11 protein-coding genes and 1 pseudogene are annotated in these 15,842 nt (G+C 58.3%); 11 read left to right on the top strand and 1 reads right to left on the bottom strand.

The features are described 5' to 3' along the window. Positions 1–824: 824 nt before the first annotated feature. Positions 825–1,319, top strand: coding sequence for a DUF4385 domain-containing protein (locus tag AUC43_RS04640; RefSeq protein WP_068190473.1), 495 nt, complete (start codon positions 825–827; stop codon positions 1,317–1,319). Between the two features lie 129 nt (positions 1,320–1,448). Beyond that, positions 1,449–1,934: a hypothetical protein gene (locus AUC43_RS04635; protein ID WP_068190470.1), complete on the top strand. Its 486-nt coding sequence runs from the start codon at positions 1,449–1,451 to the stop codon at positions 1,932–1,934. Between the two features lie 185 nt (positions 1,935–2,119). On the opposite strand, the gene AUC43_RS04630 is transcribed toward AUC43_RS04635, so the two are convergent. Then, positions 2,120–3,523, bottom strand: coding sequence for an inorganic phosphate transporter (locus AUC43_RS04630; RefSeq protein WP_068190468.1), 1,404 nt, complete (start codon positions 3,521–3,523; stop codon positions 2,120–2,122). A gap of 174 nt (positions 3,524–3,697) precedes the next feature. Here AUC43_RS04630 and AUC43_RS04625 point away from each other — a divergent pair, with 174 nt between their 5' ends. The 9 genes and pseudogenes from AUC43_RS04625 (at position 3,698) to AUC43_RS04595 (ending at position 15,780) form a co-directional block, all read left to right on the top strand. Continuing rightward, on the top strand, positions 3,698–5,200 hold the full coding sequence (locus AUC43_RS04625; protein WP_068190467.1) for a glycine--tRNA ligase: 1,503 nt from the start codon (positions 3,698–3,700) through the stop codon (positions 5,198–5,200). A gap of 176 nt (positions 5,201–5,376) precedes the next feature. Further along, positions 5,377–7,821, top strand: a complete 2,445-nt coding sequence (locus AUC43_RS04620) for an efflux RND transporter permease subunit (protein WP_068190466.1) — start codon at positions 5,377–5,379, stop codon at positions 7,819–7,821. Positions 7,822–7,980: 159 nt separating this feature from the next. Continuing rightward, positions 7,981–11,379 (top strand): isoleucine--tRNA ligase, encoded by a 3,399-nt coding sequence (gene ileS / locus AUC43_RS04615; protein WP_068190465.1) that lies wholly within the window; start codon positions 7,981–7,983, stop codon positions 11,377–11,379. Positions 11,380–11,546: 167 nt separating this feature from the next. Beyond that, positions 11,547–12,218, top strand: a complete 672-nt coding sequence (locus AUC43_RS04610) for a lipoprotein signal peptidase (protein WP_068190462.1) — start codon at positions 11,547–11,549, stop codon at positions 12,216–12,218. A 91-nt stretch (positions 12,219–12,309) separates the two neighbouring features. Then, positions 12,310–12,552: a hypothetical protein gene (locus AUC43_RS20835; protein ID WP_157780927.1), complete on the top strand. Its 243-nt coding sequence runs from the start codon at positions 12,310–12,312 to the stop codon at positions 12,550–12,552. Between the two features lie 85 nt (positions 12,553–12,637). Further along, the gene (locus AUC43_RS21425; RefSeq protein WP_082684905.1) at positions 12,638–12,799 is read left to right on the top strand and encodes a GIY-YIG nuclease family protein; all 162 of its coding nucleotides are present in this window, start codon (positions 12,638–12,640) and stop codon (positions 12,797–12,799) included. 15 nt (positions 12,800–12,814) lie between these two features. Beyond that, positions 12,815–13,584, top strand: a pseudogene (locus AUC43_RS21420) (IS5 family transposase). A gap of 28 nt (positions 13,585–13,612) precedes the next feature. Beyond that, positions 13,613–13,747: a GIY-YIG nuclease family protein gene (locus tag AUC43_RS21690; protein WP_257721714.1), complete on the top strand. Its 135-nt coding sequence runs from the start codon at positions 13,613–13,615 to the stop codon at positions 13,745–13,747. A gap of 128 nt (positions 13,748–13,875) precedes the next feature. Next, on the top strand, positions 13,876–15,780 hold the full coding sequence (locus AUC43_RS04595) for an ABC transporter ATP-binding protein (RefSeq protein ID WP_068190460.1): 1,905 nt from the start codon (positions 13,876–13,878) through the stop codon (positions 15,778–15,780). Positions 15,781–15,842 lie beyond the last annotated feature (62 nt).

Below are 15,842 nucleotides of genomic sequence, written 5' to 3'. Positions count from 1 at the left end.
CCACCGGCTTTTCCACATTCATTTCGCTCTGGGGGTAATTTCGGGGATAACCTCGGGGATAGTGGAAAGCTGAACGGGGATAAGTAGGGTACAAGTTTTTTTGGTGGTTTACATCCCTGCACAGGGCGGAAGGAGCGGGGATAACCGTGGATAACTTTTCCACGCCAGACAGGCTTCCCACATGCCCATTTTCGTGGGGACAGGGAAAATGTGGAAAGCACTAGCCGATGTTGAAAAAGGAGATAATATTATGATTAACAGTATTTTGTTTTCCACAATGGCGGTGGATAGTGCGTGGATAAGGCCATGCTTACCCCCACGTTTTCCACGCTGGGGATAACCGCTCGAGCTTATCCACTTATCAACCGACCTAATGAGTGGAAACAAAGAAGGTTTTTTAGAAAAAAGATTTAATAAAAAATTAAGATTGGGGAAAACCCGAATGAAGGGTTTTGACCTCAAGCCCCGGTTGAAAGGGTTTGGGCCCTGATTTGGGAAGCTTGCTTTTCAGCTCAGAAAATTTGTTGCGCAAAGCGGCTCGATGGGCTGAGGCGTTTGTCCGGCTCAACCGCGCGCCGAAAAGCCAGGCCCGAAAAGTGGTGCGGCCCGTTTCCCACAATCACTGCCCGCTTCTGTTGAAAGGGCACAGCTTCCACTTCGGCCTTCCGTAGAAGAGGTCCTTGCCGAGCGCATTCAGAAGTGGAGCTGAACTTATCCACCTATCCACCGAGGTATTCCACATTGCGCTAGGGTACCCACTCGAGTTGGGCTGAATAGAAACCCGGGGTGTATCCCGCAGCGGCTTGGTTTGCGTATAGCGCCGGATGCCGTTCGATTACACCCTCGATTTCCAGACTGTTGATTTCCGGCAGCACCCCGAGCTGTACCGCGTGGGCCGGGGCGAGCAGGGCGTGCTGCTGGTACAGCCCTACAAGGGCGAAATCCTGCCCCACTGGCGCTTCAAAGACGCGGCGGCAGCCACCGAGTCGTCGGAGACCATTTACGGGCTATTTGAGGCTTATTTGAAAGCACAGGATTTCGTGGGGGCCGACATGGCTCGGAAATTCATTCAGATGGGCTTTACGCGGGCCCGGCGCTACGCCAACCACCGCGGCGGCAAGAAGTACGCCGGTCCCGTGCCCGACGACAAGAAGGGCCAAAGCGGGGCCCACGGCCGGGCCGAACTGCCCCGCACCACCCACCCCGACGAGAACAAGGTGGAAGCCGCCGCCATCTTCAAGCGCAAGTGGGACCAGGCCAAAGCGCACCCCGAGTACCTGCGGCAGAAAGAAACCTTTATAGAGAAATACGGGAAGTAGGGCCAGTTGCCGTTGTTCGTGGCCAGGTACCAGGTGTGGCAATCGGACCCGCACCGGACAACTGACCCCGAATAACTGACAACTAGCCCCGCTGCCTACCTTTGCTTACTACCCTTTCACCCCAATCCCATGAACACCAACCAACCCTCTAGCATCGAGGAAAATGAAATTATTCTGGGCACCGGCATGGGCCCCTTGCGCTTTGGTGCCACCATGGACGAGGTGCGCACCCTCGTGGGCGAGCCGGAAGAAATTGAAGAATCGGACGACGACGACGACTTCGAGCACCAGGCCTGGAACTACCACGAAGACGACTACCTGCTCTCGCTGTACTTCGACCGCGAAGACGACTTCCGCCTGAGCTGCATCGAAACCGACAATCCCAACATGCGCCTCTTCGGCGAAGCCATCTACGGCCAAAGCGTCGACCAGATAAAGGCGCTGATGCAGGCCCACAACCAGCCCACGCCCGAGCTCGAAACCATGGAAGAAGGAGCGGTGCGCCTGTCCTACGAGAAGTCAATGATTGACTTATATTTTGAGGAAGGCGAGCTGCAATTCGTGAATTTCGGCGTCTTCATCAACGACGACATGGAGGTGCAGTGGCCCAAATAAATCCGACTTATCCACATTTCGACGGTATTTCGATGTGGATAAGTGGACAAGCTAGTGAAAACAGCCGGGTTATCCCCCGTTTTGGTCGTTTTACTAGCAACCGTAGATTTTGCTAATTACCCGAGCACGAAAAAAGGCTGCCCCTTAAGAGGCAGCCTTTTTTGTGTTTTTATCGGCCGAGCTTCTTAGCCCAGCATCGCGCGGAACAGCAGGAACAGCACCCCCGAAAGCACCATGGTGACGGGCAAGGTGAGCACCCAGGCCAGGGCAATGGTGCGGACCATGCCGGGGTTGATGTTTTTCACGCCGCGGCTGGCCACCATGGAGCCCGCGATGGACGAGGTGAGCACGTGCGTGGTGGAAGCCGGCAGGCCAAACTGCGTGCTCACCCCAATCATGGCGGCTGCCACCAGCTCGGAAGAGGCGCCCTGGGCGTAGCTCAGGTGCTCCTTGCCGATGCGCTCGCCAATGGTTTTCACGATGCGCTGCCAGCCTATCATGGTGCCAATGGCCAGGGAAAGGCTCACCATGAGCAGCACCCACCAGGGGGCATAGTCCGTGAACGTTTTCATCTCCTTAGTGGCCGCGTCGTAGATGTCGCGGTCCTGGGTGCTGAGGCTAATGCTGGGCGAAGCGAGCAGCTTTTTGGCACGGTTGGCCAGCAGCAGCACGTCGCGGCGGATTTCGAAGCGCGTTTTTTGGGGCAGTTCCTTCACGTTGGTGATGCCGGCAAAGATGCGGTCGAGGTCGGCGGTTTGGGCCTGCATCTCGCCCAGTCTCTTCTGGTCGCTGGGGCTCAATTCCTGCCGGTTCACGCGATTTATCACGTACTCGACCTTGCCCAGGGAGTCGCGCAGATCCAAGGGATTCTTGGATTCGTCGAGGGCAAAGCGGAAGGGCACGATGCCGATGAGAATCAGCATGATGAGGCCCACGCCCTTCTGGCCGTCGTTGGAGCCGTGGAAAAAGCTCACCAGCGTACACGTCACAATCAGCAGCAGCCGAATCCACAGGGGTGGGGGCTTGCGCTTGTGCGGCTCCTTGAAAATGGCCTTGCTGGGCACAAAGCGCTTGAACAGGAACATCATGCCGATGGTGAGCGCGAAGCCCAGCAAGGGCCCTGCCAGCAGGGCAATGCCCGTTTCGCCGGCTTTGGCCCAGTTCACGGCCGTGCCCCGCGACTCGGGCAGCAGCGAATACGCAATGCCCACGCCCAGAATGGAGCCGATAAGGGCATGGGAACTCGACGCCGGAATGCCGTAGTACCAGGTGCCCACGTTCCAGATGATGGCGCCCAGGATAAGGGCGCCCACCATGGCAATGCCGTGGTACACGTTGGCATCCACCAGGCTCTCGACCGGTAGCAAATACACAATGCCCATGGCCACGCCGATGCCGCCGGCAAATACGCCGATGAAGTTCCAGAACGCCGACCACACCACGGCCACCCAAGGCCGGAGCGTGTTGGTGTAAATAACGGTGGCCACGGCGTTGGCAGTGTCGTGGAAACCATTGACGAACTCGAACGCGCAGGCAGCCAGTAAACACACGCCGAGAAGCAGCAGCACGTGAGGTTCTAAACCAAACATAAACAGAGAATTGGTGGGTAATTAAGGTGAATCATGGGCCAAAGGTAGGGAGGAGCCTTGGCCCGGCTATGTTACCGAATTGTGACGCGAAGCAGGGGAGTGGCAATTAGCTCGACATAGGAGCCTTCTACGCACAAGTTTTAGCTTGCGCCACATCGGCCTACTTTTGCACGCATGAATCCAGCACTCGAAACCACCCAACTCAAGGATATTGTGGCCCACGCCAAGGAATACGGCTTCGTATTTCAGTCATCGGAAATCTACGACGGCCTGGCCGCCGTGTACGACTACGGCCCCAACGGCGTGGAACTGAAAAACAACCTCAAGCGCCTGTGGTGGGAGGCCATGACGCAGCTGCACCACGACGTGGTGGGCATCGACGCGGCCATTTTTATGGCGCCCCAGACCTGGAAAGCCAGCGGTCACATCGACGGTTTCAACGACCCCATGGTGGATAACCTCGACAGCAAGAAGCGCTACCGCGCCGACGTGCTGCTCGAAGAAAAAGCAGCCGAGTACGAAAACGCCGGCGACCCCGCCCGCGGCGCAGCCCTCACGGCCGAAATGGGCCGCCTGCTCACCGAAAACGACCTGGCCGGCGTGCGCCAGCTCATCATCGACGAGAAAATTCTCTGCCCCGTTTCCAAAACCGGCAACTGGACCGAGGTGCGCCAGTTCAACCTGATGTTCTCGACTCAGGGCTCAGCCGTGGACTCGGACGCGCCGCCCGTGTACCTGCGCCCCGAAACCGCGCAGGGCATCTTCGTGAACTTCCTGAACGTGCAGAAGTCGGCCCGCATGAAGATTCCCTTCGGTATTGCCCAAATCGGCAAGGCCTTCCGGAACGAGATTGTGGCCCGCCAGTTCATCTTCCGCATGCGGGAATTTGAGCAGATGGAGATGCAATTCTTCGTTCGCCCCGGCACCGAAGGCGAGTGGTACGACACCTGGAAGGCCGCCCGTCGCCGCTTCCACGAGGCCATCGGCCTGCCCGCCGACAAGCTGCGCTTCCACGACCACGACAAGCTGGCCCACTACGCCAAGGCCGCCGTCGACATCGAGTACGAATTCCCCTTCGGCTTCAAGGAAATCGAAGGCATTCACTCCCGTTCCGACTTTGACCTGACCCAGCACCAAGCCCTGAGCCGCAAAAAGCAGCAGTACTTCGACGCCGATGTGGACCCCGCCACCGGCAAACCCTACGGCAACTACGTGCCCTACGTAGTGGAAACCTCCGTGGGCGCCGACCGCCTGTTTCTGGCCACCATGTGCCAGGCCTTCGCCGAAGAAACCATCACCGAAGGGGAGGGCGACGCCCAACAGACCAAAACCCGCACCTTTCTGAAGCTGCACCCAGCTGTGGCCCCGGTGAAAGCCGCCATTTTCCCGCTGGTCCGCAAAGACGGCATGCCCGAGAAGGCCCAGGAAATCTTCGATTCGCTGAAGTACGACTTCCGTTTGGTGCTGGAAGAGCGCGACGCCATTGGCAAGCGCTACACCCGCCAGGACCTCATCGGCACGCCCTTCTGCATCGTGGTCGACGGTCAGACCCTGGAAGACGACACCGTGACCGTGCGCCACCGCGACTCCCGCGAGCAAACCCGCATGCCGATTTCGGAGCTGCGCAGCTACATCGGCGAGGCCGTGAGCTTCCGCCGCATCTTCGAGCAGCTGTAGGAGCTGCTTGCTGTCAAAATCAGCTCAACTCAACCAAAAAGCCCCGACTCTGAGCTGAGTCGGGGCTTTTTAGTTAGCTCAATTTAGCTTGGTCGGCTGCCCTGTATTTGGGCCACGGCCATAGGTGAGGTTACCCCGCGCTACGCTTACGTAACTTTGCCTTTTTGCAGGGTTTTATGTGGGAGCACCTCGCCTATTTCATTATTCGGTTTCGTCTTTCGCTGATTGCGGTGTTGGCCGTTATCACCGTGTTCATGGCCTGGAAAGCCAAGGACGTGGAGATGACCTACGACTTTGCCCAAGTCGTGAGTCCTAACGACCCGGACATGATTTATTTCCAGGACTTTAAGAAGACCTTTGGCGAAGACGGCAATGTGCTGGTGGTGGGCTTGCAAGACAGCTCCGTGTACAAGCTCGGCAATTTCAACGAGCTGCGCCAGCTTACCGATACCCTCGCCAAAGTAGAGGGCGTGAACGGCGTGCTCAGCGTGAGCAAACTGCTCAACATCAGTAAGGATACGGCTGCTAATAGCTTCAAGGCCACGCCTATTTTTAAAAATGCTCCCCGCAGCCAAGCCGAATTGGACAGCCTAATGCGGGTCGTCAATAGCGTGGAGTTCTACAAGGGCCAACTCATCAGCCCCACCACCGGGGCTACGCTGCTGGCCCTGACCATGGACCCGAAGTACCTGAATTCGTCGCGCCGGCAGGCGGTGATGAACAACATTTTGGGCTTCACCAAGCAGTTTGAGCAGAAAACCAAAATCAAGCTGCACTACGCTGGCCTGCCCTACGTGCGCTCCACCATGACGAGCAAGGTGGCGTCGGAAATGAAGTTCTTCACCATCCTGGCCATGGCCGTGACTGGGCTCACGCTGCTGGTGTTCTTCCGGACATGGTCGGCAGTGGTGTTTCCGCTCATTGTGGTGGGCGTCACGGTTATCTGGTGCATCGGGTCTATTGTGCTACTGGGCTTCAAAATCAACCTGCTCACGGGCCTGATTCCGAGCATTATCGTCGTTATCGGCATCCCGAACTGCACCTACCTGCTCTCGCGCTACCACTACGACTACCGAAAATCGGGCAACCAGATGCTGGCCATGACGCGGGTCATCCGCAAAATCGGCCTCGTGACTTTGATGAACAACACGACCACGGCCGTGGGCTTCATCGTGTTTGCCTTCACCGATATTGCCATTCTCTACCAGTTTGGGCTGGTAGCCACCATCAACATTTTCGCGGCTTTTATCATCAGTTTCATTCTGATTCCGGCCGTGTTCAGCATGTTGCCGCCGCCCACCCCCAAGCAGCTCGAGCACCTCGATGCCAAGCCGCTCACCAAGCTGCTGGAGTTCTTCGACCACCTCGTGCTCGACCGCCGGCCCACCGTGTACGTGGCCGCTATGGTGATGGTAGCCGGCGCCGCCTTCGGCATTTCGCGCATCGAATCGGTCTCCTACATGGTCGACGACTTGCCCAAGAAAAGCTCCGTAAACGCCGATTTGGCCTTTTTCGAAAGCCATTTCAACGGTGTGATGCCGCTGGAATTTGAGGTCGACACCCACAAAAAGCGCGGCCTGCTCAAGCTCAAGAACCTGGAGAAAATCGACCAGTTCGAGAAGTTTCTGCGCACCCAACCGGAGCTGTCACCGCCCGTCAGCCTCGTCACCTTCCTCAAGGCCAGCACCCAAGCCTTCTACAACGGCGACCCGAAGTTTTTCCGCCTGCCCGATAACTCCGAGCGCACCTTCATCTTGAGCGCCCTGGCCAATTCCCGGGGCGCCGGCAACGAAGCGGGCATGAACAGCAAGCTTTTGCGCTCCTTCGCCGACAGCACCGGGCAGCGCGCTCGCATCAGTCTGAAAATCGCCGACATCGGCTCGCAGAACCTCGATTCGCTGATGAACAAGCGCATCCTGCCCGAGATGAACCGCATTTTCACCGGTTCGGGCATGGACATTCGGCCCACTGGCACCACCATCATCTTCACCAAGGGCAACGAGTACATCATTCACACCCTGCGCGAAAGCTTGCTGCTGGCCTTTGGGCTGGTGGGTTTGGTGGTGCTCATCCTCTTCCGCTCGTTCAAAACGGTCCTGTTTGCCCTCATTCCGAATGCTGTGACGCTGGTGTTGACGGCCGGCATTATGGGCTTTTTCAATATTCCGCTCAAGCCCAGCACGGCCCTGATTTTCGTGATTGCACTGGGCATCGACGGCGACAACTCCATTCACCTGCTGGCCAAATTCCGCCAGGAAATGGCCCTGAATGGCCAGCGCGTGCGCGAAGCCGTATCGGTTACGCTGAGCGAGGCCGGCACGAGCATGATTTACACCAGCATCGTGCTGTTCGTCGGTTTCAGCATTTTCGCCTTCAGCGAATTCGGTGGCACCAAGGCCTTGGGATTGTTAATGTCGGCTTCGTTGTTAATCACCAACTTTTCCAACCTGATTTTGCTGCCCGCCATGCTCATTACGTTCGACCACGGCAAAGGCAATTTGATTGATAACAATGCTTTGATTCGTCATTACGACGAGTCGTATCACGAAGAAGACGATGATGCCGAGCTGAATTTGGCCCGAATGAAAAAAGAAAGCGACGTTGGTACTTATGAGATTTAAGACACTCGGATTACCTGAAGAAAAATAAAGAACGTCATGCTGAGCGCAGCGGAAGCATCTCTACCGCTTCGTTGAGCTAGCATTGATTACTTCCGAGGTAGAGATGCTTCGGCTGCGCTCAGCATGACGAGCTGAATGATTGAAAGACAGACTCACTACATGAAATACCCCGAATACAAGCAGCCGCTCAATTACGGCCAGGTGGGCGAGGACATCCTCGCCTGGTGGAAGGAGCACGGCATCTTTGAAAAGAGCGTGAGCAGCCGCGAAGGTCAGCCCACGTTCGTGTTTTACGAAGGACCGCCTTCCGCCAACGGCGCCCCCGGCATCCACCACGTGATGGCCCGTACGGTGAAGGACATTTTCTGCCGCTACCAGACGCTGCAGGGCAAGCAGGTGTCGCGCAAAGGTGGCTGGGACACCCACGGCCTGCCCATTGAGCTGCAGGTGGAGAAGGAGCTCGGCATTACCAAGGAGGACATCGGCAAGAAAATCAGCGTTGAGGAGTACAACCAGCGCTGCAAGGAAACCGTCATGCGCTTCAAGGCGCAGTGGGACGACCTGACCGAGAAAATGGGGTACTGGGTCGACCTCGACGACCCGTATGTAACCTTCGAGCCGGAGTACATCGAAAGCTGCTGGGCGCTGCTCAAGAAGCTTTATGACAAGGGCTTGCTATACAAGGGCTACACCATCCAGCCGTATTCGCCGGCCGCCGGCACCGGCCTCAGCTCGCACGAGTTGAACCAGCCTGGCACTTATCGCGACGTGAAAGACACGACCGTGGTGGCGCAGTTCAAGGTGAAGCCCGGTCCGGTTGCGGAGAAGCTGTTTGCCCTAGCTGGTGATGATGCTAAGGTGTTCATCCTGGCCTGGACGACCACGCCCTGGACCCTGCCGGCCAACACTGGCTTGGCGGTGGGCAAGAACATCCCCTACCAGCTGATTCGCACCTTCAACCCCTACACCTACGAGCCCATCCATGTGGTGCTGGCCAAGGCGTTGGTGAGCCGTTACTTCAACGAAAAAGGTGCCGCAGCGCCGCTAGAAGGCTATGCCGAAGGCGACCATAAGGTACTGCCCTGGCGCGTACTAGGTGGCTTTACGGGCGCCGACCTCATCGACATCAAGTACGAACGCCTTTTCGATTTCACGCCGTTTGAGGGCGAGGAGCGGGCTTTCCGCGTCATCAACGGCGACTTCGTCACCACGGAGGACGGTACCGGCATCGTGCACATCTCGCCCACGTTTGGTGCCGATGACTTCCGGGCCGCGCAGCTGGCGGACATCCCGGCGCTGATGGTGCCGGATGCTGAAGGTACGCTCGGCCCCATCGTGGACCGGACGGGCCGCTACGTGCCCCAAATGGGCGAGTTTGGCGGCCGTTGGGTGAAGAACTATGATGGACATGATGAGTCCGGCGCCGACTACAAGACGCTGGACGAGAGCATCGTCATCAAGATGAAGGGCGACGGCACGGCCTTCAAAGTGGAGAAGTACGAGCACACCTACCCACACTGCTGGCGCACCGACAAGCCCGTGCTCTACTACCCGCTCGACTCCTGGTTTATCAAGACCACGGCGGTGAAGGACCGGCTCATCGAGCTCAACAAAACCATCAACTGGAAGCCCGAAAGCACCGGCACCGGCCGCTTCGGCAACTGGCTGGAGAACTTGGTAGACTGGAACTTAAGCCGCTCGCGCTACTGGGGCACGCCGCTGCCCATCTGGCGCACGCAGGACGGCACCGAGGAGCTGTGCATCGGCAGCATCGAGCAGCTGAAAACGGAGATTGACAAGGCCGTCGCGGCCGAAGTCATGACCCACAACCCCTACGCCAACGGCGAAAAAGTGGACCTGCACCGGCCCTACGTGGACGATATATTCCTCGTGAGCCCCACCGGCCTGCCCATGTACCGCGAGGCTGACCTCATCGACGTGTGGTTCGACTCCGGCGCCATGCCCTACGCGCAGTGGCATTACCCCATCGAAAACGCCGAGAAATTCCAGAAGAACTTCCCTGCCGATTTCATTGCCGAAGGCGTGGACCAAACCCGCGGCTGGTTCTTCACGCTGCACGCCCTGGCCGTGATGCTGGAAGACTCTGTGGCCTTCAAAAACGTCATCGCCAATGGCCTCGTGCTGGCCAAGGACGGCCAGAAGATGAGCAAGCGCCTCGGCAACGCCGTGGACCCGTTTGCCACCATCAAGCAGTTCGGCCCTGATGCCACCCGCTGGTACCTCATCGCCAACGCGCCACCGTGGGACAACCTTAAGTTTGACCCCGCTGGCGTGACCGAAGTGCAGCGCCGGTTCTTCGGCACGCTGTTCAATACGTACTCGTTCTATGCGCTTTACGCGAATCTGGACGAGTTCCAGACTAGCGAATTCAACCGCATTCCGCTCTCGGAGCTGAGCGAGCTGGACCGCTGGATTCTGAGCAAGTTGCAGTCGCTGATTGTGGAAGTGCGCGGCCACCTGGATAGCTACGACCCCACGAAGGCCGCCCGCGCCATCCAGGATTTTGTGACCGACCAGCTCTCGAACTGGTACGTGCGCCTCTCGCGCCGCCGTTTCTGGAAAGGCGAACTGACCGACGACAAACGCGCCGCCTACGAAACCCTGCAGGAATGCCTGGTTGTCGTAGCTCAACTCATGTCGCCCATCGCGCCGTTTTTCGGCGAGTGGCTATACAAGAACATGACCGACGGCATGCGTGCCGAGGCGGTAGCCAAAAACACGCCCCTGGCCCCGGAATCGGTGCATCTGACGCTGCTAGTGGAAGCCGATACGGCCCGCATCGACCCGAAGCTGGAGGAGCGCATGGAGCTGGCCCAACGCATCAGTTCGCTGGCTCACTCGCTACGCAAAAAGTCGGTGCTGAAGGTGCGGCAGCCCCTGCAACGCATCCTGGTGCCGGTGCTGAACGACTCAACCAAGGAGCAAGTCGGCCTCGTGGAGGACCTGATTTGCGCCGAAATCAACGTGAAGCACATCGAGTTCCTCGACGACGAAAGCGGCGTGCTAGTGAAGTCGGTGAAGCCCAACTTCAAACGCCTTGGCCAACAGTATGGGCCACGTTTGAAGGCCGTGGGCGCCCGCATTCAGCAGATGACGGCAGCCGAAATCTCGAAGTTGGAGAAGGAGGGAAGCCTCGCTGTGGAAGTGGATGGCCAGCCCATCACGCTAGCCCCGGACGATGTGGAAATCCGCACCGACGACCTGCCCGGCTGGCTCGTGGCCACCGACGGCCCCCTCACCGTGGCCCTCGACGTGACCCTGACCGACGAGCTGCGCCAGGAAGGCCTCGCCCGCGAGCTGGTGAACCGCCTGCAGAATCTGCGCAAAGACTCGGGCCTGGAAGTGCAGGACAAAATCCGCGTCACTTTGGCAGACCAGCAGCCTGAGCTCACGGCCGCCGTGGCCGCGTTTGGCGAATACATCCGCACCGAAACGCAGGCCTTGGCGCTAACGTTTGCGGCCGACGTGAACGGCGGCTCCGTGCTCGAATTTGATGACTACTCCGTGCCCGTGCATTTGGAGGTTGCAACTGCTTGATGCTGAATGACTCACCGGGGCTATAAAACCCCGGCGAGTCCTCGGTCGCACAAACACTTAATAAGCTCGTCTTTATCGGCTCAAAAGCCCAGACAGTCAGTTATAAAAGGTATAAAAAGACGGTAATAAAACAGGCCGTCGCTCTCGCCACTTTTGGCACCGTCTGAATGCACCCAACCCTCACCAATCGCCAGCAATCCGCCGCTAAATTCTTCCTGCTGGCTCTGCTCATTATTGTCATCGACCAGCTCTCGAAGTGGGCCGTGCATACCTACATGCAGCCCGGCATGGCAGGGGAAATTCCGGTATTTGGCAACTGGTTTAAGCTTCATTACACGCTGAATCCGGGCATGGCTTTCGGGGCCGAACTGCCGGCGCCCTACGGCAAGCTGGCGCTCACTGCTTTTCGCTTGGTGGCCGTGTTTGGCTTGAGCTACTACATTATTCGCCTGTGCCGCCAGCGGGCTTCGGGCGGCTACATCGCTTGCATGGCCCTGATTCTGGGCGGCGCTGTAGGCAACCTGATAGACTCGGTTTTCTACGGCATCATCTACAACAACGCCCCCTTTGCCTCGCCCACGCGTTGGTTCTACGGCCAGGTTGTTGACATGCTGTACGTGGACATCTACGAAGGCTTTTTGCCCCAAAGCTGGCCGCTGCTAGGAGGGAAGTACGTGTCGCTCTGGCCCATCTTCAACATTGCTGATTCCTCCATTTTCGTAGGCGTGGCCTTGATTCTGCTCAATCAGAGCCGTTTTTTCCATCAGCAAGAGGAGAACCAAGCTGTTGCTAGGGAACGTGCTCCCTTGGTAGCTCCTGACTCTGAGAACCTGGCTTGATTTCAACAATCCGTTCGACGCTTCAACCAGAACGTCATGCTGAGCGCAGTCGAAGCATCTCTACTGCTTCGTTGCAAATCTTATCGAACTGATGACTGATAACGAAAAGAGCCGGCTTGTTAGAGGCTTATTTTTGACAACAGGTATAATTCTAGGGCTTCTGGTCAATGATGTAAATGACGGAACAGGCGGCATTCTTTTCGCTTTATTGAGCGCAGTTCTGTTTTTCTCGGCTTCTTTTGTCGCTAGTAAATCGATTGGAAGCAAATTTCAAGCATATTCTGGGGCTTTAGTAGTTTGGCTTTTGATGTACAAGCTTTTGCAGCTTCTATAGCAACCAGTAAAGCCTACGCTTATGATTCAATGAAGCGTTAGAGATGCTTCGACTGCGCTCAGCATGATGGCCTGAAACCTCTCATATGTACGTCTACATCCTGACGAATCAAACACAAACTGTTTTGTACATCGGCGTCACTAACGACCTCACGAGACGGCTTTATGAGCACAGCAGCGGTCGAGGGGATGCAGGGAAATTCACCGGGCGGTATCAGGCTGATTTGCTAGGGAGTGTTTACAGTTAAGGTCGACCTTTGAGCATGAATAAAGACCGGAGTTTATTGACCGATGCGCAGTGGGCGAAGCTTTCGCCGTTGCTGCCGGGCCAAGAAAGTTCGCCGGGCACGACGGCCAAAGACACGCGCTTGTTCGTGGAAGCCGTGCTCTGGCGGGCCCGTTGCGGCGTCTCGTGGCGTGATTTGCCGGCCGAGCGGTTTGGGCCCTGGCACACGGTGTACGCCCGGTTTCGCCGCTGGCGGCAAGCCGGGGTATGGCCCCGGGTGCTGGCCCAAGTGCAACAGGAAGCCGGCTTGCACCGCCTGCTGGTCGATTCCACCACCGTACGGGCGCACCAGGTAGCCGCCGGCGCGAAAAAAAAGACAGCCCTTGCGGGCAGGCGCTCGGCCGCAGCCGCGGCGGCTTCACGACCAAACTCCACCTGAGTTGCGACGCGCAGGGCCGCATTTGCGCCCTGGCCCTGACCGGGGGCCACGCGGGGGATTGCCCGCAAGCGCTCGGGTTGCTGGTGCAGCACTTGCGCCCGGGGCAGGCGGTGCTGGCCGACCGGGCCTACGACGCGGGCTACGTGCGCGCCCAAATCCAGCAGGCAGGGGCCACGGCCGTGATTCCCGGCAAGAAAAACCGCACGGTCCCGTTGGCGCATGACGCTGAAAGCTACAAAGAGCGCAACCACATCGAACGGGCTATTAATGGCTTAAAACGCTTTCGGGCCGTAGCTACCCGATTCGACAAACGCGCCGCCAACTACTTTGCTACTTGCTGCTTAGTTGCAGCTTTAACCTGGCTCTAACTGTAAACACTCCCTAGTTTATTTTGAAATGTCACCCGACGCCACGCAAGCCATAGCACGGGAAAAGCAGTTGAAAGGCTGGACCCGCCGCAAGAAAGACGCGCTGATTACAGCCTTTAATCCGACTTGGCAGGCCATTGATTTAGGAACTTGGAAAGGGTGACTCCAACGAAGCGGTAGAGATGCTTCGGCTGCGCTCAGCATGACGTTCTGGTGTATTGACGTTCTTGCGTATTCAAACTGTTTAAATCGGCTCAAAGCTGCCCTAACTCCTACCTATAATCCCCTCCTGTGCCCAACCCCCTCCTCACCGTTTCTAACCTCACCATTGACTTCTCCAGCCACCGCGGCGACGTGCGGGCCGTGGACAACGTGTCATTTGAGCTGAACCGTGGCGAAACGCTGGCCATTGTGGGGGAGTCGGGCTCGGGCAAATCAGTGACTTCGCTGGCTCTGCTTGGGCTGATTCCGATGCCGCCCGGCCGCATTTCCAGCGGCAGCACCGTATTTCTTTCCGAAAAACTCGGCAATACCGACCTGCTGAAAATCTCCGAAACCGACCTGCGCCAGGTGCGCGGCAACGACATTGGGATGATTTTCCAGGAGCCGATGACCTCGCTGAACCCCGTGTATACCTGCGGCAGCCAGGTGGTGGAAGCTCTGCTGCTGCACACCGACTGCACGCCCAAGGCCGCCAAGCAGCGCACCATTGAGCTGTTTGCCGAAGCCCAACTGCCGCGGCCCGAAGCCATCTTCAACAGCTACCCGCACGAGATTTCGGGCGGCCAGAAGCAGCGCGTGATGATTGCCATGGCCATGGCCTGCCGCCCGGCCTTACTCATTGCTGACGAGCCCACGACCGCCCTCGACGTGACGGTGCAGGCCCGGATGCTACGCCTGATTGACGACCTGCGCCGTCAGCACAACACCGCCGTGCTCTTCATCACCCACGACCTCGGCGTAGTGGCCGAAATCGCCGACCGCATCTTGGTGATGTACCGGGGCAAGGTCGTGGAGCAGGGGAGGGTGCTGGATATTTTTTCAAATCCCCAACATCCGTACACAAAAGGGCTTTTGGCGTGCCGTCCGCGCCTCTCGGTGGGCAAAAAACGCCTGCCCGTGGTGGCCGATTTCATGCGGGAAGACGCCAGCGGGCAGCTTTTGGCCCAGCCCGCGCCCGTGCTTCCGCTGCCAGATGAGGCACTTGTGGAATCTTCGCCTGAAGTGGAGCAACAGCAGTTACGGGATAAAATCGAAACCGCCAAAACGTTCCCCGTGGAACATAGCCCAGTTAGGGATGTTCCACGCCCCGTTGAGCTTACTTCGGTGCCTTTCAACGAGCCCCTCGTGGCCTCAACAACCAGCTCAACCGAACCGCTTCTCCAGGTTCAAAACCTCCAGGTGTACTTCCCGCTTCGCAAGGGCTTTTTCCGGCGGGCTACCGACTACGTGCGGGCCGTGGACGATGTCAGCTTCACGCTCTACCCCGGCGAGACCATTGGGCTGGTAGGGGAGTCGGGCTGCGGCAAAACCACCCTGGGCCGGGCGCTGCTCCGCCTCACGGAACCAACGGCGGGCAGCATCCTGTTCGAAGGAACCGATTTGGCGAAGCTGTCGAGCGGTGACTTGCGCCGCCGTCGGCGCGATTTGCAGCTGGTATTCCAGGACCCGTACGCCGCCCTCAATCCCATGTTGACGGTGGGCGAGGCCATTTGGGAGCCGATGCGCGTGCACAACGTGGGCGGCACCCGCCAGCAGCAAAAGGCGAAAGTGATGGAGCTGCTGCGCACCGTGGGGCTGCGCGAGGAGCATTTCCAGCGCTACCCGCACGAGTTCAGCGGTGGGCAGCGGCAGCGCATCTGCATTGCCCGGGCGCTGGCTTTGCAGCCCAAGCTTATTGTTTGCGACGAGTCGGTTTCGGCCCTCGACGTCTCGGTGCAGGCGCAGGTCCTCAACCTGCTCAACGACCTCAAACGCGAGTTCGGCATCACCTATTTGTTCATCACGCACGACCTATCCGTGGCCCGGTTTATGAGCGACCGGCTGCTGGTCATGCACCAGGGCCGCATCGTGGAGAGCGGCCCGGCGGCGGCCATCTATGCTGCGCCGCAGCACGAATACACCCAAGGCCTGCTGGCCGCCATCCCGAAGGATAGTTTGGCGGACATCGAAGCCGCCGTGGCCAGCCGGGCGTAATTGTAGCGCGGACTTTTAGTCCGCGCCCGACCAAATACCTTGCGGCGCCACACCACAGAGTC

The organism is Hymenobacter sedentarius, from assembly GCF_001507645.1.
Classification (GTDB): domain Bacteria; phylum Bacteroidota; class Bacteroidia; order Cytophagales; family Hymenobacteraceae; genus Hymenobacter; species Hymenobacter sedentarius.
Note: the sequence above shows the minus strand (reverse complement) of the source record. Positions and strands in the feature narration are given on the sequence as shown.

What these genes read in the sequence shown, in the direction of transcription:
- AUC43_RS04640 (WP_068190473.1), top strand. Translation starts at nt 825, where the DNA reads ATGCCGTTCGATTACACCCTCGATTTCCAGACTGTTGATTTCCGGCAG.
- AUC43_RS04635 (WP_068190470.1), top strand. Translation starts at nt 1,449, where the DNA reads ATGAACACCAACCAACCCTCTAGCATCGAGGAAAATGAAATTATTCTG.
- AUC43_RS04630 (WP_068190468.1), bottom strand. Translation starts at nt 3,523, where the DNA reads ATGTTTGGTTTAGAACCTCACGTGCTGCTGCTTCTCGGCGTGTGTTTA.
- AUC43_RS04625 (WP_068190467.1), top strand. Translation starts at nt 3,698, where the DNA reads ATGAATCCAGCACTCGAAACCACCCAACTCAAGGATATTGTGGCCCAC.
- AUC43_RS04620 (WP_068190466.1), top strand. Translation starts at nt 5,377, where the DNA reads ATGTGGGAGCACCTCGCCTATTTCATTATTCGGTTTCGTCTTTCGCTG.
- ileS (WP_068190465.1), top strand. Translation starts at nt 7,981, where the DNA reads ATGAAATACCCCGAATACAAGCAGCCGCTCAATTACGGCCAGGTGGGC.
- AUC43_RS04610 (WP_068190462.1), top strand. Translation starts at nt 11,547, where the DNA reads ATGCACCCAACCCTCACCAATCGCCAGCAATCCGCCGCTAAATTCTTC.
- AUC43_RS20835 (WP_157780927.1), top strand. Translation starts at nt 12,310, where the DNA reads ATGACTGATAACGAAAAGAGCCGGCTTGTTAGAGGCTTATTTTTGACA.
- AUC43_RS21425 (WP_082684905.1), top strand. Translation starts at nt 12,638, where the DNA reads ATGTACGTCTACATCCTGACGAATCAAACACAAACTGTTTTGTACATC.
- AUC43_RS21690 (WP_257721714.1), top strand. Translation starts at nt 13,613, where the DNA reads ATGTCACCCGACGCCACGCAAGCCATAGCACGGGAAAAGCAGTTGAAA.